The organism is Thioclava marina, assembly GCF_002020135.1.
Lineage (GTDB): Bacteria > Pseudomonadota > Alphaproteobacteria > Rhodobacterales > Rhodobacteraceae > Thioclava > Thioclava marina.
Map to the genome: position 1 here is coordinate 396,000 of NZ_MPZS01000001.1, position 23,207 is coordinate 419,206.

Below are 23,207 nucleotides of genomic sequence, written 5' to 3' on the forward strand. Positions count from 1 at the left end.
CAAAAGGGGCGCTCGAAAGCGCCCCTTTCCCTCAGTCCAGTTCGAGATGCGCAACCCCGTCCGACCGCCGCCCGATCGAGCGCCCATCCGCCCCGATGGTTGCGCGCACACGCCGCCTGAGCGATGAAAACGCTGCGCTTTCAACGACATCGACAGGCTCATCAAGCGCGATCTCGATATCGACATGCGCCTCGCCCTTGCGCCGCAGCGCATGGATCCGGCCGCTCACCGGATGGCCCAGATAACGCCCGCGCACCGTGTCCCCCAAGGCCAAACCCTGCGCCTCGGGACGCTTGAGCGCCGCAACCATCGTGTTCCAGTCGGCGTAACCCGCCGCCTGTGCATTGAGCTCATAGGCCTTCGACAGCGCCACGGGAGTGCCCGCGCGCGCCATGGCGTCAGCCAGACGTTTCGCCTGCGCCTTCGCCTCTTTTACCGTTTTCACAGTCATCTTTCTGGTCTCCACGGGGATCATCCACCGCTTCGGGGCCCGCATTGCCGAAGAGCCCCCGAAAATGGAGAGCCGTCGCGATCCGGATTTCACCATGGGTCTCCCCCGCGGGCGGCTGGCATCCGGCAGCCAAGGCCGACAGATGGGCGGTCGCACCCTCTGTGTCAAGAGCGCGCCCTGCACGCAAAGGGGCGCCCCGAGAGGCGCCCCTTTCCGAAACTCGTTCCGCTGCGATCAGCAGGAGTAGTACATCTGGTACTCGACCGGGTGCGGCGTGTGCTCGTAGGCGTAGACTTCGTCCCACTTGAGCGCCATGTAGCCCTCGATCTGGTCCTTGGTGAACACGTCGCCGGCCAGCAGGAAGTCGTGATCCTTCTCGAGGCTCTCGAGCGCTTCACGCAGCGAGCCGCAGACGGTCGGGATCGCGGCCAGTTCTTCCGGCGGCAGATCATAGAGGTCCTTGTCCGAGGACGGGCCCGGTTCGATCTTGTTCTTGATGCCGTCGAGGCCAGCCATCAGCAGGGCCGCGAAGCACAGGTAGGGGTTCGCCGACGGATCGGGGAAGCGGGCTTCCACACGCTTGGCCTTGGGCGACTCGGCCCACGGAATACGGACACAACCCGAACGGTTGCGAGCCGAGTAGGCGCGCAGAACCGGGGCTTCGAAGCCCGGGATGAGACGCTTGTAGGAGTTGGTCGACGGGTTGGTGAAGGCGTTGAGCGTCTTCGCGTGCTTCAGGATGCCGCCGATGAAGTACAGCGCTTCCTGCGACAGGTCAGCATATTTGTCGCCCGCGAAGAGCGGCTTGCCGTCTTTCCAGACCGACATGTTCACGTGCATGCCCGAACCGTTGTCGCCCTTGATGGGCTTGGGCATGAAGGTCACGGTCTTGCCGTAGGCGGCCGCGACGTTGTGGATCACGTATTTGTACTTCTGGAGGTTGTCGGCCTGCTCGACGAGTGTGCCGAAGATCATGCCCAGCTCGTGCTGACAGGTCGCCACTTCGTGGTGGTGCTTGTCGACCTTCATGCCGATGCGCTTCATCGTCGAGAGCATTTCCGAACGGATGTCCTGGCCCTCGTCCGACGGGTTCACCGGGAAGTAGCCGCCCTTGTAGCCCGGACGGTGAGCGAGGTTGCCCATTTCCATCGGGGTGTCGGTGTTCCACGCCGCGTTCTCGGCGTCGACCTGATAGGAGACCTTCTCGGGGGTGACCGCGTAGCGGACGTCGTCGAAGATGAAGAATTCGGCTTCGGGGCCGAAATAGGCGGTGTCACCGATACCCGAGGCCTTGAGATAGGCTTCGGCCTTCACGGCGGTGCCGCGCGGATCGCGGGCATAGGGCTCGCCGGTGTCGGGCTCGACAACCGTGCAGTGCACGCACATCGTCTTTTCCGCGTAGAAGGGGTCGATATAGACCGACGCCGCATCCGGGATCAGTTTCATGTCGGACTGGTCGATCGACTTCCAGCCGGCGATCGAGGAGCCGTCGAACATGAAGCCTTCTTCGAAGAAGTCCTCATCGACCTCGGTCGACATCAGCGTCACGTGCTGAAGCTTGCCACGCGGATCGGTAAAGCGGACGTCGACGTATTCGACCTCCTCGTCCTTCATCAGTTTGACAGCGTCCTTGATGCTGCTCATGTCACGATACCCTTTCGTTGAACATGGATTGTGCCCGAACCCCGCCGGCCCGGACGTGAAGTTGTACGATTACAGCGCGTCGTCGCCGCTTTCGCCGGTGCGGATACGGATCGCCTGCTCCATCGGAGAGACGAAAATCTTGCCGTCGCCGATCTTCTCGGTGCGCGCGGCACTGGTGATCGCCTCGATGGCGGCATCGACCATATCGTCGGGCAGCACCATCTCGATCTTAACCTTGGGAAGGAAATCCACGACATACTCGGCGCCGCGATAAAGCTCGGTATGGCCCTTCTGGCGACCGAACCCTTTCACCTCGATCACCGAGAGGCCCTGAATGCCGACCTCCTGAAGCGCCTCCTTCACCTCGTCGAGTTTGAAGGGCTTGATGATCGCCTCCACCTTCTTCATGCCGCCGACTCCTCCGTCGTTCTTAGTTCCGCCCCCCTCAGACCACTTTCCCAAAGCCCCCGCAATCGGCTAGGCTGGACGGGTGCGGAAAGGGGGTCGGAAATCCGAAACCCGCGCCCATCAATCGGGCGTCTAGCACAAAAAAAGAGCAGTTTGAAAACATTTCACTTCGAGGCCCTGCGAGAATGCGTGAAATCCTGACCGCCGAGCAGATGCGCGCCCATGAGCGCGCAGCGATCGAAGGCGGCGCCGTGACCGGGCTGGAGTTGATGGAGCGCGCGGGCGCGGGGGTGGTCGAGGCGATTTTCGCCCGCTGGCCCGATCTGGCCACCACCGGGGCCGTCATTCTCTGCGGGCCGGGCAACAATGGCGGCGACGGGTACGTGATCGCGCGTTTGCTGTCGGCGCGGGGCTGGAATGTGAGTTGCTTCGCCTATGGCGATCCCGCGCGGCTCCCCCCCGATGCGAAGGCCAATCACGACCGCTGGGCTGCAACCGGGGCGGTGCTGCGCTGGGACGATGCCGCGATCGAGGACCGGATCGACACTCTGCAAGACGGGCTGGTGATTGACGCGCTCTTCGGCACCGGCCTGACCCGCGCGATGCCCGAGGACACGGCGAAGACCTGGCGCGCGATCTATCCGCGCCGCTTCTCCAATCCGTCGGGGCCGCGCCCGCGCTTTGTCGCCGTCGACATCCCGAGCGGGATCTCTTCCGATAGCGGGCGCAATCTCGACGGTGCCTTTCCCGCCGATCTTACCGTCTCCTTTCACCGCGCGAAATGCGGCCACTATCTCGACCCCGACATGGACCCCGACCGCCCCGGCGGCGGCGCGACGATGAGCGGTGAGGTGGTCGTGGCGGATATCGGCCTGCCGCAAACGGGGGTGAAAGACGCGGCACAACTGATCGAACGTCCGTCGAATTTCCTCATGAAACGTACGGGGCACAAATACAGCCACGGTCACGCGCTGGTGCTTGCGGGCGGCACCGGCAAGGGCGGCGCTGCGCGGCTCGCGGCGCGGGCAGCCCTGCGGATCGGCGCGGGTCTGGTGACGCTGGCCTGCCCGCAATCGGCGCTCGCCGAGAATGCGGCCCAGTTGACGGCGGTGATGCTCACCCCCCTGCCCGATGGCTACAGCTTGCGCGGGATGCTGGCCGATGCCCGTCTCAACGCGCTCTGCCTCGGCCCCGGGCTGGGGCAGGCCCGCGCGCAGGAGATGGTGCCCGCCGCGCTTTGGGGCAAACGCGCCACCGTTCTCGATGCCGACGCGCTCACCGCTTTTCGCGATGACCCAGAGACGCTGTTCGCCCAACTGCACGAGGGCTGTGTGATCACCCCGCATCCGGGTGAATTCCGCGCCCTCTTCCCCAATCTCGCCGACGCCCTCGTCGATCCCGCGCGGCCAGCCTATTCCAAGCTCGACGCCACCCGCGAGGCCGCCGCGCGCGCTGGCTGCACGGTGCTGCTCAAGGGGCCCGACACCGTAATCGCCACGCCCGAAGGACGCGCGGCGCTTCACTCCGCCACCGGCGCGCATGCCGCACCCTGGCTTGCGACGGCCGGCGCGGGCGATGTGCTCGCGGGATTGATCGCAGGATTGCTGGCGCGCGGATTTTCCCCGTTCGACGCGGCATGCTCCGCCGCATGGCTTCACGCCGCAGCCGCCCGCAGCTTCGGTCCCGGCCTCATCGCCGAAGATCTCCCCGAGGAACTGCCCAAGATCCTGCGCGCTCTCGATTTGTGACCGCCCCGGGGTCGCCCTCCTCGGTTTCATTGACATGCATCAATGCTTTTGCCGTCCCGGGCGTGATGATCGGGACCGGGATGGAACTTTCATGGGGTGACTTCGTGGGCAATCACACCACGCCGTCGCAGCCTTCCGGGGCCGCGATGAAAAATGTATTCAAGGGCATGCGCGGGCTGATCGGCTCGGCTTTTCTGTTCAGCCTTTTCACGAACCTTCTGCTGCTTACCGGGCCGCTCTTCATGTTGCAGGTCTATGACCGGGTGATCGGGTCGCGTTCGGAAGAGACGCTGGTCGCGCTCTTCGGGCTCGTGGTCTTTCTCTACCTCTTCTACACGATCCTCGAATTCGTCCGCGCGCGCGTGATGGCGCGGGTCGGCGCACGCATCCATGCGCAGCTCAACGAACGGGTGTTCGACGCGATGCTCGAACGCTCGGCGCTGCGCAAGACCAACAAGGGCGCGAGCGCGCTCCAGGATCTCGATGCGGTGCGCACGGTCTTCGCCTCGCCGGTGCTGCTGTCTCTGATGGACGTCCCATGGACCCCGGTCTTCGCCGCCGCGATCTTCATCTTCCATCCGCTGCTGGGCTGGCTTGCGATCGCGGGCGGAGCGCTTCTGATCGCGACCTCTCTGGCGAACCACTGGCTGACCAAACGCCGGCTGAACGAGGCGCAATCGGTCGGTTTCGCAAGCAACCAGATCGCGCGGCAGAGCGAGGACGGCGCGGATTATCTCTGGGCGCAGGGCATGGGTCCGGTGATGCGCCGCCGCTGGCTGAGCAAACAGGAAGAGGCGCAGGGCAAGACACTTGCGGCGGCCGACTGGACGGGCGCATTCGGCTCCTTCTCGAAAGGGTTCCGGATGCTTCTGCAATCGGCGGTGCTTGCGGTCGGCGCCTGGCTGGTGCTGCGCCACGAGATGACCGCAGGCGCGATCATCGCGGGCTCGGTGCTGCTGGGTCGCGCGCTTGCCCCGGTCGAACAGGTTCTGGGCCAATGGAGCCTGCTGCATCGCGCCCGCACCGGCTGGCGCGGGCTTGCGGAATTCCTCGACGAGATCCCCGAACGCCCCGAACCGACCCGCCTGCCCGCCCCTGACGCCCAGCTGAGCGTGCGCGGCCTCTCGCTCTCGCTTCGTCGCGGCGAGAAACCGATCCTCTATAATATCGGCTTTGACGTCTCCCCCGGCGAGGCCGTGGGCGTGATCGGCAAGAGCGGCTCGGGCAAGACCACGCTCGCCCGCGCGCTCGTGGGCCTCGTCACCCCCACAGCGGGCGAAGTCCGGCTGGCAGGGGCGAAGCTCGACCAATACAGCCCAGAGCGCCTCGGCCAGTTCATCGGCTACCTGCCGCAGGTGGTGAAGACCTTTGATGGCACGATCGCCGAGAACATCGCGCAGATGGCGCTCGAACCCGATCCCGACCGGATCGTGGCCGCCGCGCAGAAAGCGCAGATCCACGACATCATCCTCAAGCTGCCGAAAGGCTACGACACGCGCCTGAGCGGCAGCGATTCCGTCCTGTCGGGCGGCCAGCGCCAGCGTCTGGGCCTTGCCCGCGCGCTTTATAACGACCCCGTGCTGCTGGTGCTCGACGAGCCGAACTCGGCGCTCGACGCCGATGGCTCGGAAGCGCTCAACGAGGTGGTGCGCGTGATGACCGAAGAGGGCAAGGCAGTGGTGCTGATGACCCACCGCACCAACGCGATCAAGGGCTGCACGCGGCTCATCATCCTCGAGAACGGACAGGTCTCGGCGCAAGGCCCGCGCGACGAGATCATCCGCTCGATGATCAAGAACGCGCAGGATGTGAAACGGGTGCTGTCGATGAGGGCGGATTCATGAGCAAGACATCGGAACTCAAGAGCACGCGGCTTCTGCTCGCGGCGGGCTTTGGCTCGATCGCGATCCTCGTGGGCGGGATGGGCGCCTGGAGCGTCGGGACGAACATCTCCGGCGCGGTGGTCGCGCGCGGCACCGTCAAGGTCGAGAGCGACCGTCAGGTGATCCAGCATCCCGATGGAGGGGTCGTGGGCGAGATCCTCGCGCGCAACGGCGATCACGTGAAGGCGGGCGACGTGCTGGTGCGCCTCGACGACACCTTCCTGAAATCCGAGCTTGCGATCGTGCAAAGCCAGCTGATGGAGATCGCCGCGCGGCGGATCCGACTCGAGGCGGAACGCGACGGGCGCGACACACTCGATTTTTCCACCCAACCGACCTATTCGCTGCTGAACCCGAAACAGGTGGCCGACCAGATCGAGGGGCAGCGCAACCTCTTCGCGGCGCGGCGCAGTTCGCTGGCGCAGAAGACCGGGCAGCTGCGTGAACAGCAACAGCAGATCCGCAAGCAGGTCGAGGGGATCGAAGCGCAGCTCGCCTCGCTCAACGCCCAGCTCGAGCTGATCGCGCAGGAGCTGGCCGACAAGCAGTCGCTTCTCAAACGCAAGCTGATGGAGGCCTCGCGCGTGTTGCAGGTCCAGCGCGAACATGCGCGGCTGACCGGCGAAATCGGGCGGCTCAATTCGGCCATCGCGGAATCGCGGGTGAAGATCTCGGGCATCGAGATCGAGATCCTCGGGCTGGCCGAACAGCATCGCGAATCCGCGATCACCCAGCTGCGCGACCTGCAATATAACGAGATCTCGCTGCTCGAACGCGAAACGACGCTGCGCGAAAAGCTCACCCGTCTCGACGTGCGCGCGCCGGTGGACGGGGTCGTGTTCGGCTCGCATGTCTTCGCCCTGCATTCCGTCGTTCAGGCCGCGCAGCCGATGATGTATCTCGTGCCGAGCGATCAGCCGCTGGAGGTCTCGGTCCGCGTCGACCCGACCAATATCGACCAGGTCTATGCGGGCCAGGAAGTGTCGCTGCAATTCTCGACCTTCAACCGCCGCACGACGCCTGCGGTCGCGGGCGAGGTGGTCCGCGTCTCGCCCGACGTTCAGACCGACGAGGCCACCCGCGAGACCTATTACGAGGCGACGGTCGAGCCCGATGCACAGGTGCTGGCCTCGCTGGAGGACGTGAAGCTGATGCCGGGCATGCCGGTCGAGGCCTTCCTGAAAACCGACGCCCGCACGCCGCTGTCTTATCTGACCCACCCGCTGACGGTCTATTTCAACCGCGCCTTCCGGGGCGATTGAGGAGGCGTCGGGGGCGAGCGCAGCCCTCGTCAACCGCTGCGGGGGAAACACAAAAAGGCCCGGCAATCGCCGGGCCTTTTCTTTGGTGGGGTCGTCGCCTCAGGGCGTCTGGGTCGCGATGAAGAGGCCGGGGTTCGGAAGGCCGCCATCGATGGAGATCGAAGCATCGCCCGCAACGGTGTTCGTGCCGTTGCCGTCGTAGAAGTTGCCGGTCAGGTTGATATCCGTGGCATAATCCGTTCCGCCATTCGTAAGCGTCCCCGTGAGGTTCCCTGAGAACTCATCGGGATCAGTGTTTTGAATGGTCGTCGTCGGCATAGTCAGCGTGCCGGTATAGGCGCCATCGACCTCATGCTGGAAATTCGTCGCAGAACCGCTGATCTCGGTCCGCGAAAGCGCGACCTCGAGGGTAAGATCACCGATGAGCCCCGCCCCGTTGGCATCCCCCTCGACATAGCCCTTGTAGGTGCCCGACCCATCAGCCGGCACATCCGCGAGCGCCGTGCCGACGATCGTGCCACTGCCGCTATCGATGACACCGGTGGCATCCCCCATAGCCTGCGCCTTGGCGAGCATGCTGTCATAGGTTTCACCGGTCGAAAGCGTAGTTCCGCCGCCTCCACCACAGCCGGCCAGAGCCGCCACCGTGCCCGCCAGCACGAGATACTTCATTTGATGTTTCATCTTCTTGGTCCTTTCAAATTCGTCAGCAGGCAGGGTCAAACGGTCAGAGTGGTATCGGGAATGAAGTCAGCCGGATCGATCTGGGAGGAGTCGACGCCCCGCAGGATCATGTAGTCATTCCCCGCGGTCAAAAGCGTGCCGATCGAGCCATAATCGGAGACGGCAACTTCGCTCGCATCGAAGCCGGACAGCTGGATGGAATCCACGCCCACTTCGAAGTCGAAGACCATGTCCACGTTCGTCCCGTCCGCGAAGACGAAGGTATCCGCGCCGAGCCCGCCATAGAGCAAGTCGAAACCGGCGCCACCGTCGATCGTATCGTCGCCCGAGAGGCCATAGATCGTGTCGTTCCCGCCGAGGCCAAGAATCGTGTCATCGCCCAGCGTCCCGTTGATCAGTTCGGCGGCATCGGTTCCGACGATCGGTTCATCCGGGCTCGGCGCAACGCCCGCGCCGGGATTGGCGAGCAGGAAATCGGCCTCCATGTCGAGCTTCCCGCTCGGACCGAGATCGCCCGCCACGCCCGTCAGCGTCGCAAGCAGAACCGGGTCGGCATCAGTCCCTTCCCCGTCACTGTCGAGCCAGATCTCGAGATCATCCCCGTTCAGCGCCTGGAAGACCTTGTGGTCGAAATCGCTGACACCGTTCTCGTCGAGCACATCGCTCACCCCGAGCCCGATCAGGCCGATCGCATCCTTTCCGACCTCGAAATCGGTGATCGTGTTGGCGGTCAGCGGCACGCCCTCGACCGAAGAGCCGTAGCTGAGCACGAAGAGATCCGCGCCCGCGCCACCGGTGAAGTTGTTCGACCCGATCCCGACGAGGAAGTCATCGCCATCCGTGCCATTCACCTCGGCATCAGCGGCGAAGGGCGTGATGCGCTCATAGCTCATCACCAGCTCGGCGCTGTAGACCGTCGCGGGCTTGATGTCGCCCTTGATATAGACCGCCACGTCGAAGCCGTCGGTATAGTTCATCCCGTTGATCGAGACCTCGCCGGGCTTGTCCTGCCAGCCCGCGCTGATCGCGAGCGGCTGGGCCGGCATGCCCCAGTCGAGCAGGTTCAGAACGGTCTGCGTCTCTGCACCGACCTCGTATTTCACCTCGTCCTTCGTGGGCGGCGGCGGCTCGCTCGGATCGACCGGGATCACCACCGAGGGCAGGTCCTGGCCATATTTGTCCGGCATCAAGCGCCAGCGCGGACCGCTATCGGCATAATCCGTGCCGTCCTCGTTGAGCACCGGCTCGAAGGGCTCGCGGTCCATCGTGGTGTACCAGGCATTGGTGAACCCGTCCGCCCCGTCAACGGCACCGATCTGGCCAAGGGTGCTTGCGTCCCAGAGATCCGCCAGCGCCTGATCGCGCAGGATCGTACCCGCCGGATAAAGCGTGCCATCCCCGGCATAATAATCCTCGGCCGTCACCCAGACTTCGCGCGGCGCGCCGCCGTCGAGATCGTAGTTTTCGATGACTTCGTAATAGGGCAACGTCCCGATCGCGGCCTCGTTCTCGAAATCCTCGGGACGGACCTGATCGTTGGGGTTGTTGGTGATCGTGTGATGGATCACCAGCTCGGCCTGGGTCACCGCGTAGAGATCGCGCAGCGAGGTATAGGGGTTATACTCGCTCCAGTCGTCGGGCAGGTCGAGCGTCGCCTCGAGCCGCACGTCATTGGGCTTCTTGATCACGTTGCCCCAGCGATAGAGCAGCTTGCCGTCATCCTTGAGCGTGACCGAGTAATCCGAGCTGACCGCGATATTCTCGGTGATCTCGGTCTCGTTGGGCTGGAGGATATCCTTGATGTCGATGACGCCGTCGCCGTTCACATCCTCGATGATGAACTCGGGCCCGTAGTCTCCGGCCAGCAGACCCTGCACGGACATTCCGTCATAGGTGCCGCCCACGACGATCAGATTGTCGTCGAGCGGATAGAGCGCATCAGGGTCACCCGGATATTTCTGATCCGAGAGCACGTTCTGCATCACCACGTAATGCTCGGTCGAGGCCTTCACGGTCTCACCGCCCAGACCACCCAGCCAGGTGCCGAAAACAGCCGGGGTCTTGAAGGTGTCGGTGGGCGAATCCGAAATGACGATGCCAAGCTGGTTGCCCTGCGCGTCGGTCAGGTCACCCGCCCAGCCTTCCTCGTAAAGATAGACCGGGTTGTTATTTTCATCGTAGCTGATGATTTCCTTCTGCTCCGCGTCGGTGAAATCCGCGACGACATAGCCGAACTCGCTATTGATCGGAAACAGGGTCACCCCGTCCTGGGTGACCTTGGTGCCGTTCGCGCCGGAAGTGTCGTAATAGATCGACGGATCTTCCGCCGTCCCGACAGTCATGCCGTCGAAGGTCACCGTAAGGTCGGCGGTGCTGAAGACATGCGACGAGCGGAACATCGGATCGGTGTTCAGCGGTTCATCCCAGTCGTCTACGTTGGTTGGATCAATTGGCGTCGCCATGGCGTGTCCCCTCTGTCAAAAATCGGGTGACGACACCGCAGGCAATTCAGCCCCCACACGCGACATCCATAGCCGCAATGCGTCACCCCCAAAACATCCGACCTTTCCGAAAAGGAGGCTCTCCACTCCTTTTCCCACCACGGTCGGACCTGTCTCGGTCATCACGCTCGCGTGAGGCCGCCATGATTCGCATTGATGCTTGTCAATGACCCGCGCAAGCCTGTGTTCTGCGCGAAAAAGATCACATTTTCAGGAAGATCGCGCCGACGACAGCGCTCTGCCCCGATCAGAAGACCGAGCGCAGACCAAGCCGGATCGTGGTGTCGTAGCGCTCGTAGTAATCGACATTCGAATTCGTCTTCTCGGCCTCGATCCGCAGAGTCGGGGAAAAACCGTAATAGTCGAGTTTCGGGAAGCCGATGCGCAACGCGACCTGCCGCCGCCAGTCGCGCCGCGCGCCGGTCGCATAAAGCGAGGCATCATAGTCGCGCCGCTCGATCTGGAATCCCGCGCCAAGCGAGACCCGCCCTGCGATCGGGCGCCCCAGATCGTAGCTCACCCCGGCGATCACCGCGCGGTGGTCGATCTCGATCGAGTCCGAATTTGCCTTGCGCACGCCCAGTGACAGCCCGAGCCGGTCGCCCGACGGCAAGAGCCAGTCGCGCCGCGCCGCGAGCGCGAGGATCGTCGCGGTCTTGCGCCGGTCATCGAGCCGGATCTGACGCTCGCCAGTCACGGTCAGGGTCGTCACCGCACGCCGCGCATCCCCCCATTGAGCCGCCCCCGAAAGCCGCAGGTAATTGCTCAGATCCGCGCCGCCATACCAGTTCTTGCCGATCACCCCGTCGAGACGCACCCGCAGCGGATCGCTCGGCTTGTTGAGCGCCTGACCGAGAGACAGTTCCACAGCGCTGAAAGCGTAATCACTCCCCTTCGCGTCGGGCACGGTCCGCTTGGCCTTGTCCGAGAGCACGACCTGCTGGGTAAAGACCGTCAGCCCCGCCTGCGCGGGCAGATCACCGAAGCCCTTGAACCGGTAGCGCAGACCCAGCTGCGCCGCGATCTCATAGCCCGAGAGCGCGCGCGCATCGGGATTCAGGATGAAGTCGATCCCTCCGATATCGACCTGATCGGCGAGACTTCCATTATTCACGTTCGAGGACGGACCGGCATTCAGATCAAAGCTGATTTCCCAAGGGGTCGCGGCCATCACCGCGCGCAGATCGCGCAGGCTGCGGGCCTTGAGAGTATCGTCGGGCGCCATCTGCACCGCGCGGCGCAACCAGAGCTGCGCAGTCATCGGATGGCCGAGATCATAGCTCGCCGCCGCCAGCTCGACCGCGCTGATGTAATGTTCGCGCGGGTCGCGCGAAGCCGCCTCCGCGCGTTCGGCCGCAGCCTGCGCCCCTGCCGCATCGCCTTGCGCCCGCAGCGCCCGCGAGAGCACGACGAGCGTGCCGACATCCTCGGGCCGGTTCTGCAAGATCGCGCGGGCCAACGCCTCGGCCCCGCGCCAGTCCTTTTGGCGCAACAGATCAAGGAGCTGCTGATCCTGGCGCGCCGCCACCGTTTGATCCTGCGCCAGAGCAGACGACACCGGCGCAAGCACCAGCATCCCGCCGAGCATCACCCCCGCTAGGCTGCGGCCCAGCCATGCCAATGCTCTAGATCCGAAAGCCCCGCCCATCCCTGATCCTGCCTTGCCCCGTGCTCAGCCTAGCCCGTCTGCGCCATCGTGGAAAAGGCCCGCCTTGTCGCAGCGGACAAGACGGGCCCTGAATGCGTGCGTGACTGAGCGCCGTCTTAGCGGCTCGTCTGCTCGCGATCGCGCTCGTTGGTCGTCTCGTGGGTGCCCGAGGTGGAATCCGCCGTGTCCCCCGACGTTTCAGCCGCCATCGCGGCCTCGTCGGCCACATCGGAGCCCGCCGGCTGCTGCATCATGTCACAGCCCGCCAGCAGCCCCGTAACGCCAAGAATGATAAGAAGATTTTTCATGTGTCCCTCCATTGTTCGGAAGTAACGCTATCGGCGCGCCCCGATCCGATTCATTGATGCCCGTCAACGAGATGCGCGCTGACGAAGATATTTCTTGCTCCGGCGCGCGCGCCCAGATTGCACAGCTTGGCACTTCGCCGCAGACGTCGTCGGGCGCGCAATCTCCCGTTGGATTTTCGCCCCGCGCATTCTAGGCTAGCGCGAGTTGCGAACAGAATGGTGAAACGCGCCCCATGACAGAACATCAACGCCAAGTGACCTCCTCAGCTCTTGAGGGGCGGGCGGCCAATGGCAAGATGCAACGCCTTCTCGACGCATTGCCTGCTGATCTCCGCAACGACATGCTCGCCATTTGGGAGCGCGAGAAAGTCCCCGTCGGCCACATTCTGATCGAAGAGAACGCCGAGGCCGAGCGCATCGGCTTCGTGCTCGACGGGCTGCTCGCGATGGTCAAGACGCTGCCCGACGGGCGCCGCCACATCATCGGATTGCTCACTCCCGCGGATCTGTTCGGCCGCGCCTTCAACGGCAAATCCGGCTACCGGATCGAGGCGTTGACCGACGCCGAGTTGCTCACCTGCCCGCGCACGCCCTTCGAAGAGCTCCTGACCCGTTCGCCCGAAGCGGAACGGTTGTTCCTCCTCAACGTGCTCGACGAGTTGGATGCGGCGCGGGAATGGGTGATGGTTCTGGGCAGCGGCAAGGTGGTGCAACGGGTCGCGTCGCTCCTGTTGATCCTGTGCCGCCACAAGGTGCAGGGCGCCATCGCACCGCGCGCGCCGATCAACCTGCACATCCAGCTCAAACGGGTCGATATCGCCCATCTTCTGGGGACATCGCCGGAATCGCTGAGCCGGTCTTTCAAACAGCTCGAACGCGACGGGATCATCGCGATCAACACGCCCTACAATATGGATGTGCTCGATCTGTGCGAACTGACCGAGGCTGCGGGCAACGCTCTGCTGATCGAGGATTTCGGCCTCTAGGCAGAGACCAGCCCATCAAGCCCCTCGGCAAGCCGCTCGAAATCGATCAGACGGATCTTGCGCGGATTGATGATCTCGATCAGCCCTTCATCTTGGAACTGATGCAGCAACCGGCTCACCGTTTCTTGCGTCGTAGCGAGATAATCCGCGATGTCCTGACGCGGCAACTCGAGCGACAACACCCCAGTCCCGTCCTCGAGCGGGCGCCAGGGCAGCCAGTCACGCGCCAGCAGAAGGATCGCCCGCAGCCGGGCGTTTGACCCCAGCGCGCCCAACAGCCAGGTCAGGCGGCGGGTCTTCTCCAGCCAGATCTGCGACTGCTGGAACAGCGCGCGGCGCAATTCCGGTTCATCGAAGAGCAGCAGTTCGAACGTCTGCCGGTCGAAACGACACAGCCGCACCGGCGTCGCGGCCTCGACCTCGTAAACTCCGATCCCGCCGCGCGGCGGACCGATGCTCTCGCCCGGACGCGCCATTCCGAGAATCTGGCGCCGTCCCGCCATCGAATGGCTCTGCATCCGCAGGTAGCCGCTCTGCACGAGATGGAAATGCGAACATCCCCGCTCTGCATCGCAGACCCGCGCGTTTGCCGGAAGACTGACCGATTGCGCCAACGACCAGATACGGCCGAGCGCTGACTCTGAAAGGCTTCCGCAGACACCGCTGTCACGCCCCCGACACGCGGCACAGGCAAATGCAGCCTCCGCATTTCGCAAAGGTGCTGTCATGAATTTTCTCCGGGTTTTTCCCACAGGCAGGCGTGTTTTACCACGCAGCGCTCACCCCCTAAGCAACTGTCAAAAAATGGCAAGTTGGAGAGGGCCCTGTCAATCGCAAATGCAAATTAAGGGACACTAACGGGGTATTAACCTCGCAAGTCGCGTGTCCACGCCTCGGTTTGATGCATTTTGCAAAAAGCGAACGCAAAGCGCGAACGAGAGAAACCGCTCCGGCTGCCCAAAGGTTAATGTCTGACAGAATCTCTCCGGGTTGAGGTCAGACCCGCCCGGCAGCCGTCAGACCTGCGCATGCTCCGCCGCAGCCGCGATTTCCACCCCATCGGCATAAATCACCTCGGGCACCTCGAACTCCAACCGGAAAAGCCGCGCGCGGCCACGTCCGAGCGTGACATAGCGCCCGTCGACCATCGCTTGCGCAGGCACCAGCGCCTCACGCTTGCCGTAGATGACCTCGACCCGCCAATCACGCATCAAGAGCCGCGCCGCGGACCCGAGCAGAAGCGGCGCCCCGGGCCGGTCATGGCCGAGCGCGCCCGGCGCGACGCGGATCAGGCTCCCCGCGTAATCGCCCGAGACGACGCGCCGCAGCCGCCGCGCGCCTGCCCGCGTCACCACGCGATCGCCGGGTTCGAGAAATTCCACCGGAAGCGCGCCGTCGAGCGTGTAGATGCGCGCACCTGCGGCAATTCCATCCGCCAGAAGGCTTCCCGGCGCTGCGTCGGGGTGGTCGATATCGAGAACTTGCCGGAGCACGGAAATACCGCCCTCCCGCCGCGGATCCTGCTCCATGGCGATACCTGCTCTGCCTACTGCACTTTCGGCGTCTGACGCGCCTTTTATGAAACGCTACCCCTGAAGGCGGGGTTAACACGAGCGAAAACGCGCAGCCCCCCTTCCCCAGCGCGCGGGCTGTTGCTATTACGCCCCGCATGCGGGTGTGGCGGAACTGGTAGACGCACCAGATTTAGGTTCTGGCGCCTTTGGCGTGGGGGTTCGAGTCCCTTCACCCGCACCAACTCCCCGATATTTCAGGTCAGCGCCGCTCGCGGTCTCGTGCGCACCGCACGACCTCCGGCCCCTTTCTTTTGCAAGGTTTTGTTTTATCATCGCTTTCGGGAAACGTACGTAGGGGAAAGCGATGACCGACCTTTCGAAGGGTCGGCGGTCGCCAGACAGGCCACAGCCGACGGATGACGACAGCCTCCGCCTGACCGGATCGGCGCCCCCCCTTGGCATGGGCGCGAAGGGGCCCCTGCACGGGGTCGCGATGCGGCGCTGCGAGATCGCCAATCATCCGCAATTCTTCAGTGCAGAGAAACAGATCGCGGTGGTTTTGCTCGACGTTCAGACCGCGAACCCGCGTATGGCGCGCCTTCTGGCCTCCTACCGCAAATGGCTCGTGACCCATGCCTGTTTCGCGTTGAGCATGCGCGGGCGCTTTGCGCCGGGCGATATCGGCCTCACGCCCGGTCGTCTGCATGAGGTGCTGCGACCGCATGTGAAGGTCAACCGCAACACGCTCAGCCTCTATATGTCCGAACTCGCGGCCTATGGTTTCCTGAACTGGCTCGACGACCGGGAGGACGCGCGCTTGCACCCCGCCACGACGACCGAGCTGGCCGAGACCGGGATGCAGCTGTGGTGCCGGGGCCATCTGCGCTGCCTCGATCTTCTCGACGGCGGCAATCGCGATGAGGTCGCGGGCGAGGATACCGACATCCTGTTTCGCGCTCAGTCACGCATGCTCGAACTGATCCTGAACGATCACGAATGGCTCAACCCGCCCCCCTCGATGGCGCATTTCCTGAGCTCGGATGTCGGCGGGCTGCTGCTCCATTACCTGATCTCGAAACTCACCACGCTCGAGGCCCCCGAAGGGCGGATCCGGCTCGAACCGATCAGCATCGCAGCGCTGGCCGAACGGTTCCTGATCTCGGTCTCCAATGTGAAACGCATGATCCACAAAGCCGAGCTCGACGGGCTGCTGGGATGGGAACATCCGCGACGCCGGGGCTGCCTTTGGGTCACGAGCGACTTCGTGAGGGATCATTTCCGCCGTCAGGCGGTGAAGTTCGAGATGGTTGATCGGGCCTTGCGCGAAACGGTCGCCGCGGATGCGGGCCGCTGACCGCGCCAAACCGCCGATCTGCCCGGAATTGGACGCTGCATCGCCCTTACGCTTTCCCTAATGTCACCCACGAGGGCATTGCGCATGGGTCAGGCGAAGACCGTACCATGCGCGACCGGGGGCAAGACATGTCGTGCAGCGCGAGACGAGACGCCGGACACCGTCACCCGGGCGGATCTCCCTCCGCCGCGGCGCGCGATGCGACCGCCTTGCCCAGCCCTTCGCGCGTCATCGGCCCGGCCGGTGACGCGACCGCATCTGGCGAGACCCGCGCCGCCTCCGCATCGGGGGCAGCCCTGTGCGCGCCGGATCCGGGTCATCGACGCCGCCTCGACCGGCACGACGCCTGAAAGGGGGTCCGCGTGGCTTGTGTGGGCAAGCCGGACCGGACGGTGCGTGCGGGTCTGGCGGCGTCGATGACTCGCCCATCCGGGGCGTTGCCTTGAGCATCCGGGAACGCCGCGCCAGGCAGGCAAGCCGCAGCGAACGCCCCCTTCCCCGTCCACGCCGGCCCGCGCGCGTCACATTCCCTTCGGGACGGGCCCGGCACACCCCGTTTTCGCCTTGCCACCAAGGCGCGCGCCCAATAGAAGGGCGGCTGAAATTGCGAACCCGGCCGCGATCCGCGCGGCGCATAAAGATAAGGACATCCCATGCAGGTCACCGAGACCCTCAACGACGGCCTCAAGCGCGGCTACGAGATCACCATCACCGCCAAGGAGCTCGACGACAAGGTCACCGCCAAGCTCCAGGAAGCGCAGCCCGAGATCGAGATGAAGGGCTTCCGCAAGGGCAAGGTGCCGATGGCGATGCTGCGCAAGCAGTTCGGCCCGCGCATCCTCGGCGAAGCCATGCAGGACGCCGTTGACGGCGCGATGAGCGACCATTTCGACAAGACCGGCGACCGCCCCGCGATGCAGCCGAAAATCGAGATGAAGGACGGCGAGAACTGGAAAGAGGGTGACGACGTGATCGTGACCGTCGAGTACGAAGCGCTGCCGGAAATCCCGGAAGTCGACCTCTCGGGCGTCTCGCTGGAGCGTCTGGTCGTGAAGGCTAACGAAGCCGAGGTCAACGAGGCACTCGACAGCCTTGCGGCCACCGCGAAGAACTTCGAAGCCAAGGACGGCAAGGCGGAGAACGGCGATCAGGTCGTGATCGATTTCGAAGGTTTCGTCGATGGCGAAGCGTTCGAAGGCGGCAAGGGCGAAGGCTACCCGCTCGAACTCGGCTCGGGCTCGTTCATCCCGGGCTTCGAGGATCAGCTCCTCGGCGCCAAGACCGGTGACGATGTCGACGTGACCGTGACCTTCCCGACCGAATACGGTGCCGAGCACCTCGCGGGCAAGGAAGCGCTCTTCAAGTGCAAGGTGCACGAGGTGAAGACCGCGAAAGCCGCAGAGATCAATGACGATCTCGCCAAGCAGTTCGGCGCCGAGGATCTCGCCGCGCTGAAAGGCCAGATCGCCGAGCGTCTCGAAGCCGAATATGTCGGCGCGGCGCGTCAGGTGATGAAGCGCGGCCTGCTCGACCAGCTCGACGAGAAGGTCAAGTTCGACCTGCCGCCCTCGCTGGTGGAAGCCGAGGCCAAGCAGATCGCGCACCAGCTCTATCACGAAGAGCATCCCGAAGATCACGGCCATAACCACGGCGAAATCGAAACGACCGACGAGCACACCTCGCTCGCCGAGCGTCGCGTGCGCCTTGGTCTGCTGCTCGCCGAAATCGGCCGCAAGCAGGAAATCGAGGTCTCCGATGCCGAGATGACCCAGGCGGTGATGAACCAGGCACGTCAGTACCCGGGCCAGGAACGCGCCTTCTTCGAATTCGTGCAGCAGAACCCGCAGATGCAACAGCAGCTGCGCGCGCCGATCTTCGAAGACAAGGTCGTCGATTACATCGCGGGCGAAGCCAAGGTGACCGAGAAGGAAGTCACCAAGGAAGACCTGCAAAAAGAGATCGAGAAGCTCGACGAGGTCTGACCCCCGTCAGCGATCGCAATGATCGAAAGGCCGCTCCTTCGGGGGCGGTTTTTTTTTGCCATGCGCGATGCGCGGGTCAGGACCAAGAGGCAGAGAGTCGACGCGGCCACAGCGCCTTGGGGAATGCGCCTCAGGGTTTGGCGGTGATCATGTTCGTAGCCGCCGCCCCGATCTCGCGGCGCGCACCTTCGAATTTTGCGCCGATGCTATAGGCCGCGGTGCGCAGCGCCTCGGTGCCTTCCTGATCGCCCTTGATCACGGCCTGAAGCACTTCGCCCGCATCCGCCAGCCGCCCCTCGAAGGCGGCCGGGTTGTGCAGGTAGAGCAGACCAGCGGTGACCAACGCGGTGTGGGTCAGCGCCCCGTGGATGATCGAAAACAGCTTCATCTTGCTTCTCCAGATCGGCTGAAGGGCCAGTCTGGCGCGCAAAAACGGCGAATTTGAGGCTTGGCTTCCGGGCTCAGGCCTCCGGTGTCGGGGCGATCCCGGGCGTGCGCATCTCGATCACGCGGCGCGGATAGGGGATCTCGATCCCTTCGGCCTTGAGCGCGTTCCAGATCAGGAAGAGCACATCGGAAGTGTATTTGTTCGGCCCGTCATCAAGCCCGCTCACCCAGAACTCCACCGCGAAATCAATCCCGCTCTCGCCAAAGCCGCGCAGTTCGCAATCGGGGGCCTGGGGTTCGGACAGCACCGCCGGGTGGGTCGAGACGGCGGCCTCGACGATCTCGGGCACGCGGTTGATATCGGTCTCGTAGCTGACCGAGAACGGCGCCTCGAGCCGGTTGGCCGAGCCCTGATCGGAATAGTTCACGACGCGGGTGGTGATGAAATGCTCGTTGGGCACAACGATCCACTTGCCGTCGAAAGTCTCGAGAATGATCGAGCGCATGGTCATCTTCACGATTGTGCCCTGCTCGCCCCCGTCCAGCTCGACGTAGTCACCCACCGTCGCCTGCCCTTCGAGCAGCAAGATGATACCCGAGATGAAGTTCGACGCGATCTGTTGCAGGCCCAGACCGATACCGACGCCAAGCGCACCGCCGAGCACGGCAAGCGTCGTCAGGTCCACGCCCATCACGTTCATCAGGATCAGGAAGGCGGCACCGAAAATCGCGATCTCCGAAGCCTTGATCGCGAGGATGCGGGTGGCGGGGCGCAGCTCCTCCTGGTTCTCGAGGTAGCTTTGCGATCGCTCGTTGGACCAGCGGCCCAGCCAGAAGATCAGGCCGCCGAAGAGGCCGAACTTGATCGCCCAGAGCAGGCTGAAAGACAGGTTGCCCAGCGGCACCTTGACATTGGCAAGCGCCGCGCTGGCCGCGGGCAGAAGCCCCACGACATAGACCAGCGCGATCGGCAGCACGAGAAAGCGGCCGAAGGCGCGCAGGAACGGATCCTTGAGAACGTCGCGCACATAGGCACGCACGGCGAGGAACAGAAAGAGACGCTTGAGGAAGCCGACGATCCCGGCGGTGCCGAAGATCGATGTGAGAATGCTTTCGGCCAGAAGCGCGAGCGCCGCCGCGAGCAACGGCCAAAGCAACGGCATCAGGCGCAGGATCTGACGTCGCGCCGTCGCACGCAGCCCCTTGTCCCCTTCGGCCGGGGTCAGCCAGCTGCGCAGGCGCGGACGCAACAGCCGCGTGAAGAGCCCCGCGAGCGCAAGCACCACCGCGATCGCCGCGATCTGCCCCCAGGCGGCGGGCGTCTGCGCCCAAGCCCAAGCCGTTTCCACATAGGGTTGGATGCGCTCGATCAACTCGTCCATGACTGCCCTCTTCTCCTCGCGCTTTCACCTAACGAAGGGCGCCCCCGCGAGGCAAGCGCCTTTGCGCGCACATGGAGCAGGACAAAGAAAAACCGCGCCCCGGGAGGCGCGGTTTCAAACTTTGGCAGTTCTGCCGGAGCGAGCTCCGATCAGGCCTTGTCGGCTTCGGCTTCCGGGGTCGCGACCGGGCCTTCGTCCTCGTCCGAGGCGGCGCCGCCGATATCGTCGAACAGTTCCGCGATCTCGAATTCGGCCGCGGCTTCTTCTTCCGCTGCCAGTTCCTGGATCGACTTGCCCGAGGCTTGCAGTTCGGCTTCTTCGGCCGAGCGCGCGACGTTCAGGTTGATCTCGCACATCACTTCGGGGTGCAGGTGCACTTCAACGGTGTGAAGGCCGAGGACCTTGATCGGCTGACGGATCACGACCTGCTTGCGGTCGATCGAGAAGCCCTCTTCGGTGGCGATCATCGCCGCGTCGCGGGTGGTGACCGAGCCGTAGAGGTTGCCGCCGTCGGATGCCGAACGGATCACGACGAACTGCTGGCCGTCGAGGCGCGATGCCAGCGCTTCGGCTTCCTGCTTGGTTTCGAGGTTGCGCGCTTCGAGCTGAGCCTTGCGCTCTTCAAAGCCCTTGATGTTGGCTTCGTTGGCACGCAGCGCCTTGCCTTGCGGCAGAAGGTAGTTGCGACCGTAGCCGTCCTTGACGGTGACCACGTCACCCATCTGGCCGAGCTTGGCCACGCGTTCGAGAAGGATCACTTCCATTGGTCGGTCTCCTTATTTCACGGCGTAGGGCAGCAGGGCGAGGAAGCGGGCGCGCTTGATCGCGCGGGCCAGTTCACGCTGCTTCTTCGCCGAAACGGCGGTGATGCGGGCGGGGACGATCTTGCCGCGCTCAGAGATGTAGCGCTGCAGAAGACGGGTGTCCTTGTAGTCGATTTTCGGCGCGTTCTCACCCGAGAACGGGCAGACCTTGCGACGACGGAAAAACGGTTTTGCCATGGGTACTACTCCTTAGCTCGGGATCAACGACGCTCACGGCGCTCGGAGCGCTCGTCGCGTTTCTGCATCTGGACCGAGGGGCCCTCTTCGTGGGCGTCGACCTTGATGGTCAGCACGCGCATCACGTCGTCATGCAGACGGGCCAGACGCTCCATTTCCTGCACGGCCGACGACGGGGCGTCGGTTTTCAGGAAGGCGTAGTGCCCCTTGCGGTTCTTGTTGATCTTGTAGGCCATGGTCTTCACGCCCCAGTATTCGGATTCGACGACTTTGCCGCCGTTGTCCGACAGGACCGTGGAGAAATGTTCGACAAGGCCTTCGGCCTGCGCGTTGGACAGATCCTGACGCGAGATGAGGACATGCTCGTAAAGCGGCATGCGAACTCCTGTTTTTTCAAGGCGGCTTCAAAGTTGGGCAAATGAGGCTTCCGCGACCCAACACGAGAGGCTCCGCCGGTTCATAGCAAACGCGGAAGATGCGGCCTTATACGGGATGCGCTCCGGGATGCAAGGAAAAATCCGCCGCGCGCCGCCTCCGCCGTCGCCCGCCTAAACGCGCTGCGCGGGCAGGTTTGATCTCACCGTGGATCCCCGTTATGCAAGGATCATCGCGCGGACGCAGGCAAAGCGATGATCTGCGTTCGACATCTTCGCACCGGAGACCCGCCGATGGAACATCTGGCCTCGGGAAGCTGCCTTTGCGGCGCCGTCAGGTTTCGCCTTTCGGGCACATTCGAGAGTTTCTTTCTCTGCCATTGCTCGCGATGCCGCAAAGATACCGGCTCGGCCCATGCGGCGAACCTGTTTTCCTCCGGCGCGTCGATCAACTGGCTCGCGGGGGACGACAAGGTGAAGACGTTCACCCTCCCCCATACACGCCACGCGAAGAGTTTCTGCACAGACTGCGGCTCTGCCCTCCCGACGGTTCAGATCGAGGGGCGCCTGCTCGTGGTGCCTGCGGGGTCTCTGGACAGCGAGCCCCCGCTCGCGCCGACGGCGCATATCTGCTGCGCGGATCGCGCGCGCTGGACCGACGGGATGGATGCCGCGCCGAAATTCGACGGTCTTCCTCGCTGAGCGAAGGGGTTAGTCGAGGCGCCCCGCCGCGAGGATCGGGCCAGGCAGCGGCATCGAATGACCTTCGCGCGCGGCCTGGACGATCAACACCGCCGGCGAATCTCCCTCAAGTTCGATCGAGAGCCTGGTCGGTGTCTTGCCATCCCAGTCGGCGACGGCGCGCCAGCTGGTGACGATATTGGAATAGATCACGGTGCGGCCCGCATTCTCGCCGCGCAGGATATCGACCGTCGCGCGCGGCTGGTAGCGCACGACCTGCACCACGGCGGGTTCGCCCGCACCATCGACCGGGCGCAGCGAGACCTCGTAGCGCCCGCCCTGCCCCGTAATCGTCAGATCGACCTGCGCGGCCTCTTCCACCTCGCGCGCGATCGCGGCGATCAGATCGTTGCGCTGCGGGCCCACGAGCGCCTCGCGCCCCTCGACGATCATCTGCGGCGTGTAGACGGTGCGCTCGCCCGCAGCCAGCGCATAGGCCTTCTGGCGGGCGGTGAATTCGGGCTTTCCGAAAGGATCCTTCCAGCCGAGATAATCCCAGTAATCGACATGCAGCGCGAGCGCGATCACGTCGGGGCGTTCCGCGATTTCCTCGAACAGCGCATCGGCCGGCGGGCAGGATGAACACCCCTGCGAGGTGAAGAGCTCGATCACGACCGGACCGCTTTTCGCCATCTCGGAAGACGCAGGCTGCGCCGCGGCCTCAGCGTCGGGCGCCATCGACTGGACCATCGCCTCGGAGACGCGCTGGCGCATGCCGGGCGGCGCGTCGGGAACGAGCGTCACACCCGTGCCGGGAACCACTTCCTCGGCCCGCAGGCAATCGGGCAAGCCGACGCTTCCCAGCGCTGCCGCCATGCCGATCCAGATCGCGGTAAAACTGCCTGCGCGCACCGTGCAACCTCTTCCAAACGTCCGCCTTTATACTTACCGTCGCGGCCGATACCATGACCAATCAAGGTTTTGAGAGATTTCTTGCCGTTTCCGCGCA

Annotated in this window: 22 protein-coding genes and 1 tRNA gene; 8 read left to right on the plus strand and 15 right to left on the minus strand. The window is 64.2% G+C overall.

Translation table 11 applies throughout. From position 1 onward, the window contains the following. Positions 1 to 31: 31 nt before the first annotated feature. The 3 genes from BMG00_RS01910 to BMG00_RS01920 all read right to left on the minus strand — a co-directional run bounded on the left by BMG00_RS01910 (position 32) and on the right by BMG00_RS01920 (position 2,503). Positions 32 to 451 carry a glyoxalase superfamily protein gene (locus BMG00_RS01910; protein WP_146642535.1) on the minus strand — a complete coding sequence of 140 codons (420 nt, stop codon included), beginning with the start codon at positions 449 to 451 and terminating at the stop codon, positions 32 to 34. A gap of 234 nt (positions 452 to 685) precedes the next feature. Further along, positions 686 to 2,095 (minus strand): type I glutamate--ammonia ligase, encoded by a 1,410-nt coding sequence (gene glnA, locus BMG00_RS01915; protein ID WP_078573223.1) that lies wholly within the window; start codon positions 2,093 to 2,095, stop codon positions 686 to 688. Positions 2,096 to 2,164: 69 nt separating this feature from the next. Continuing rightward, a complete protein-coding gene (locus BMG00_RS01920; RefSeq protein WP_038073056.1) occupies positions 2,165 to 2,503 on the minus strand; it encodes a P-II family nitrogen regulator in 339 nt (112 codons plus the stop codon). Between the two features lie 185 nt (positions 2,504 to 2,688). Here BMG00_RS01920 and BMG00_RS01925 point away from each other — a divergent pair, with 185 nt between their 5' ends. The 3 genes from BMG00_RS01925 (at position 2,689) to BMG00_RS01935 (ending at position 7,396) form a co-directional block, all read left to right on the plus strand. Then, complete coding sequence (locus BMG00_RS01925) at positions 2,689 to 4,251, plus strand: NAD(P)H-hydrate dehydratase (protein ID WP_078573224.1); 1,563 nt, start codon at positions 2,689 to 2,691, stop codon at positions 4,249 to 4,251. A gap of 146 nt (positions 4,252 to 4,397) precedes the next feature. Next, positions 4,398 to 6,095: a type I secretion system permease/ATPase gene (locus BMG00_RS01930; protein ID WP_078574225.1), complete on the plus strand. Its 1,698-nt coding sequence runs from the start codon at positions 4,398 to 4,400 to the stop codon at positions 6,093 to 6,095. Beyond that, entirely contained in the window at positions 6,092 to 7,396 is a 1,305-nt protein-coding gene (locus BMG00_RS01935; protein WP_078573225.1) for an HlyD family type I secretion periplasmic adaptor subunit, read from the plus strand. Before BMG00_RS01930 ends, BMG00_RS01935 begins: the two co-directional genes overlap by 4 nt. A 99-nt stretch (positions 7,397 to 7,495) precedes the next feature. Here BMG00_RS01935 and BMG00_RS01940 read toward each other — a convergent pair whose 3' ends face one another. The 4 genes from BMG00_RS01940 to BMG00_RS01955 form a co-directional block, all read right to left on the minus strand. Beyond that, a complete protein-coding gene (locus BMG00_RS01940) occupies positions 7,496 to 8,080 on the minus strand; it encodes a hypothetical protein (protein WP_078528055.1) in 585 nt (194 codons plus the stop codon). A 35-nt stretch (positions 8,081 to 8,115) separates the two neighbouring features. Beyond that, complete coding sequence (locus tag BMG00_RS01945; RefSeq protein ID WP_078573226.1) at positions 8,116 to 10,542, minus strand: calcium-binding protein; 2,427 nt, start codon at positions 10,540 to 10,542, stop codon at positions 8,116 to 8,118. 286 nt (positions 10,543 to 10,828) lie between these two features. Further along, on the minus strand, positions 10,829 to 12,229 hold the full coding sequence (locus BMG00_RS01950; protein WP_093469866.1) for a surface lipoprotein assembly modifier: 1,401 nt from the start codon (positions 12,227 to 12,229) through the stop codon (positions 10,829 to 10,831). Positions 12,230 to 12,345: 116 nt separating this feature from the next. After that, a complete protein-coding gene (locus tag BMG00_RS01955; protein ID WP_078528063.1) occupies positions 12,346 to 12,537 on the minus strand; it encodes a hypothetical protein in 192 nt (63 codons plus the stop codon). A 233-nt stretch (positions 12,538 to 12,770) separates the two neighbouring features. Here BMG00_RS01955 and BMG00_RS01960 point away from each other — a divergent pair, with 233 nt between their 5' ends. Next, complete coding sequence (locus tag BMG00_RS01960) at positions 12,771 to 13,523, plus strand: Crp/Fnr family transcriptional regulator (RefSeq protein WP_078528065.1); 753 nt, start codon at positions 12,771 to 12,773, stop codon at positions 13,521 to 13,523. Here BMG00_RS01960 and BMG00_RS01965 read toward each other — a convergent pair. Both BMG00_RS01965 and BMG00_RS01970 read right to left on the minus strand, forming a co-directional pair. Further along, the gene (locus tag BMG00_RS01965; protein WP_078573228.1) at positions 13,520 to 14,251 is read right to left on the minus strand and encodes a Crp/Fnr family transcriptional regulator; all 732 of its coding nucleotides are present in this window, start codon (positions 14,249 to 14,251) and stop codon (positions 13,520 to 13,522) included. The two genes, BMG00_RS01960 and BMG00_RS01965, sit on opposite strands and share 4 nt — an antisense overlap. A gap of 288 nt (positions 14,252 to 14,539) precedes the next feature. Further along, the gene (locus BMG00_RS01970; protein WP_158521666.1) at positions 14,540 to 15,016 is read right to left on the minus strand and encodes a Hint domain-containing protein; all 477 of its coding nucleotides are present in this window, start codon (positions 15,014 to 15,016) and stop codon (positions 14,540 to 14,542) included. 178 nt (positions 15,017 to 15,194) lie between these two features. Between BMG00_RS01970 and BMG00_RS01975 the strand changes: the two genes are divergently transcribed. The 3 genes from BMG00_RS01975 to tig all read left to right on the plus strand — a co-directional run bounded on the left by BMG00_RS01975 (position 15,195) and on the right by tig (position 18,373). After that, positions 15,195 to 15,278: transfer RNA gene (locus BMG00_RS01975), tRNA-Leu, on the plus strand. Positions 15,279 to 15,401: 123 nt separating this feature from the next. Then, a complete protein-coding gene (locus BMG00_RS01980) occupies positions 15,402 to 16,391 on the plus strand; it encodes a hypothetical protein (RefSeq protein ID WP_146642537.1) in 990 nt (329 codons plus the stop codon). 653 nt (positions 16,392 to 17,044) lie between these two features. Next, positions 17,045 to 18,373 (plus strand): trigger factor, encoded by a 1,329-nt coding sequence (gene tig / locus BMG00_RS01985; protein WP_078573231.1) that lies wholly within the window; start codon positions 17,045 to 17,047, stop codon positions 18,371 to 18,373. Between the two features lie 130 nt (positions 18,374 to 18,503). On the opposite strand, the gene BMG00_RS01990 is transcribed toward tig, so the two are convergent. The 5 genes from BMG00_RS01990 to rpsF form a co-directional block, all read right to left on the minus strand. Beyond that, the gene (locus tag BMG00_RS01990) at positions 18,504 to 18,761 is read right to left on the minus strand and encodes a hypothetical protein (RefSeq protein WP_078573232.1); all 258 of its coding nucleotides are present in this window, start codon (positions 18,759 to 18,761) and stop codon (positions 18,504 to 18,506) included. 73 nt (positions 18,762 to 18,834) lie between these two features. Beyond that, entirely contained in the window at positions 18,835 to 20,142 is a 1,308-nt protein-coding gene (locus tag BMG00_RS01995; RefSeq protein WP_078573233.1) for a mechanosensitive ion channel family protein, read from the minus strand. A gap of 149 nt (positions 20,143 to 20,291) precedes the next feature. Further along, positions 20,292 to 20,906, minus strand: coding sequence for a 50S ribosomal protein L9 (rplI, locus tag BMG00_RS02000; protein WP_078528078.1), 615 nt, complete (start codon positions 20,904 to 20,906; stop codon positions 20,292 to 20,294). 12 nt (positions 20,907 to 20,918) lie between these two features. After that, positions 20,919 to 21,143 carry a 30S ribosomal protein S18 gene (rpsR, locus tag BMG00_RS02005; RefSeq protein WP_038073027.1) on the minus strand — a complete coding sequence of 75 codons (225 nt, stop codon included), beginning with the start codon at positions 21,141 to 21,143 and terminating at the stop codon, positions 20,919 to 20,921. Positions 21,144 to 21,166: 23 nt separating this feature from the next. Continuing rightward, positions 21,167 to 21,520 (minus strand): 30S ribosomal protein S6, encoded by a 354-nt coding sequence (gene rpsF / locus BMG00_RS02010; RefSeq protein WP_078528080.1) that lies wholly within the window; start codon positions 21,518 to 21,520, stop codon positions 21,167 to 21,169. A gap of 291 nt (positions 21,521 to 21,811) precedes the next feature. Between rpsF and BMG00_RS02015 the strand changes: the two genes are divergently transcribed. Continuing rightward, positions 21,812 to 22,219: a GFA family protein gene (locus tag BMG00_RS02015; protein ID WP_078528082.1), complete on the plus strand. Its 408-nt coding sequence runs from the start codon at positions 21,812 to 21,814 to the stop codon at positions 22,217 to 22,219. A gap of 9 nt (positions 22,220 to 22,228) precedes the next feature. Here BMG00_RS02015 and BMG00_RS02020 read toward each other — a convergent pair whose 3' ends face one another. Then, on the minus strand, positions 22,229 to 23,110 hold the full coding sequence (locus BMG00_RS02020; RefSeq protein WP_245794932.1) for a DUF1223 domain-containing protein: 882 nt from the start codon (positions 23,108 to 23,110) through the stop codon (positions 22,229 to 22,231). Positions 23,111 to 23,207: the final 97 nt, after the last annotated feature.

Bases quoted from the DNA above. Each gene is read 5' to 3' on its own strand.
- BMG00_RS01910 (WP_146642535.1), bottom strand. From the start codon at position 451: ATGACTGTGAAAACGGTAAAAGAGGCGAAGGCGCAGGCGAAACGTCTG.
- glnA (WP_078573223.1), bottom strand. From the start codon at position 2,095: ATGAGCAGCATCAAGGACGCTGTCAAACTGATGAAGGACGAGGAGGTC.
- BMG00_RS01920 (WP_038073056.1), bottom strand. From the start codon at position 2,503: ATGAAGAAGGTGGAGGCGATCATCAAGCCCTTCAAACTCGACGAGGTG.
- BMG00_RS01925 (WP_078573224.1), top strand. From the start codon at position 2,689: ATGCGTGAAATCCTGACCGCCGAGCAGATGCGCGCCCATGAGCGCGCA.
- BMG00_RS01930 (WP_078574225.1), top strand. From the start codon at position 4,398: ATGAAAAATGTATTCAAGGGCATGCGCGGGCTGATCGGCTCGGCTTTT.
- BMG00_RS01935 (WP_078573225.1), top strand. From the start codon at position 6,092: ATGAGCAAGACATCGGAACTCAAGAGCACGCGGCTTCTGCTCGCGGCG.
- BMG00_RS01940 (WP_078528055.1), bottom strand. From the start codon at position 8,080: ATGAAACATCAAATGAAGTATCTCGTGCTGGCGGGCACGGTGGCGGCT.
- BMG00_RS01945 (WP_078573226.1), bottom strand. From the start codon at position 10,542: ATGGCGACGCCAATTGATCCAACCAACGTAGACGACTGGGATGAACCG.
- BMG00_RS01950 (WP_093469866.1), bottom strand. From the start codon at position 12,229: ATGGGCGGGGCTTTCGGATCTAGAGCATTGGCATGGCTGGGCCGCAGC.
- BMG00_RS01955 (WP_078528063.1), bottom strand. From the start codon at position 12,537: ATGAAAAATCTTCTTATCATTCTTGGCGTTACGGGGCTGCTGGCGGGC.
- BMG00_RS01960 (WP_078528065.1), top strand. From the start codon at position 12,771: ATGACAGAACATCAACGCCAAGTGACCTCCTCAGCTCTTGAGGGGCGG.
- BMG00_RS01965 (WP_078573228.1), bottom strand. From the start codon at position 14,251: ATGACAGCACCTTTGCGAAATGCGGAGGCTGCATTTGCCTGTGCCGCG.
- BMG00_RS01980 (WP_146642537.1), top strand. From the start codon at position 15,402: ATGACCGACCTTTCGAAGGGTCGGCGGTCGCCAGACAGGCCACAGCCG.
- tig (WP_078573231.1), top strand. From the start codon at position 17,045: ATGCAGGTCACCGAGACCCTCAACGACGGCCTCAAGCGCGGCTACGAG.
- BMG00_RS01990 (WP_078573232.1), bottom strand. From the start codon at position 18,761: ATGAAGCTGTTTTCGATCATCCACGGGGCGCTGACCCACACCGCGTTG.
- BMG00_RS01995 (WP_078573233.1), bottom strand. From the start codon at position 20,142: ATGGACGAGTTGATCGAGCGCATCCAACCCTATGTGGAAACGGCTTGG.
- rplI (WP_078528078.1), bottom strand. From the start codon at position 20,906: ATGGAAGTGATCCTTCTCGAACGCGTGGCCAAGCTCGGCCAGATGGGT.
- rpsR (WP_038073027.1), bottom strand. From the start codon at position 21,143: ATGGCAAAACCGTTTTTCCGTCGTCGCAAGGTCTGCCCGTTCTCGGGT.
- rpsF (WP_078528080.1), bottom strand. From the start codon at position 21,520: ATGCCGCTTTACGAGCATGTCCTCATCTCGCGTCAGGATCTGTCCAAC.
- BMG00_RS02015 (WP_078528082.1), top strand. From the start codon at position 21,812: ATGGAACATCTGGCCTCGGGAAGCTGCCTTTGCGGCGCCGTCAGGTTT.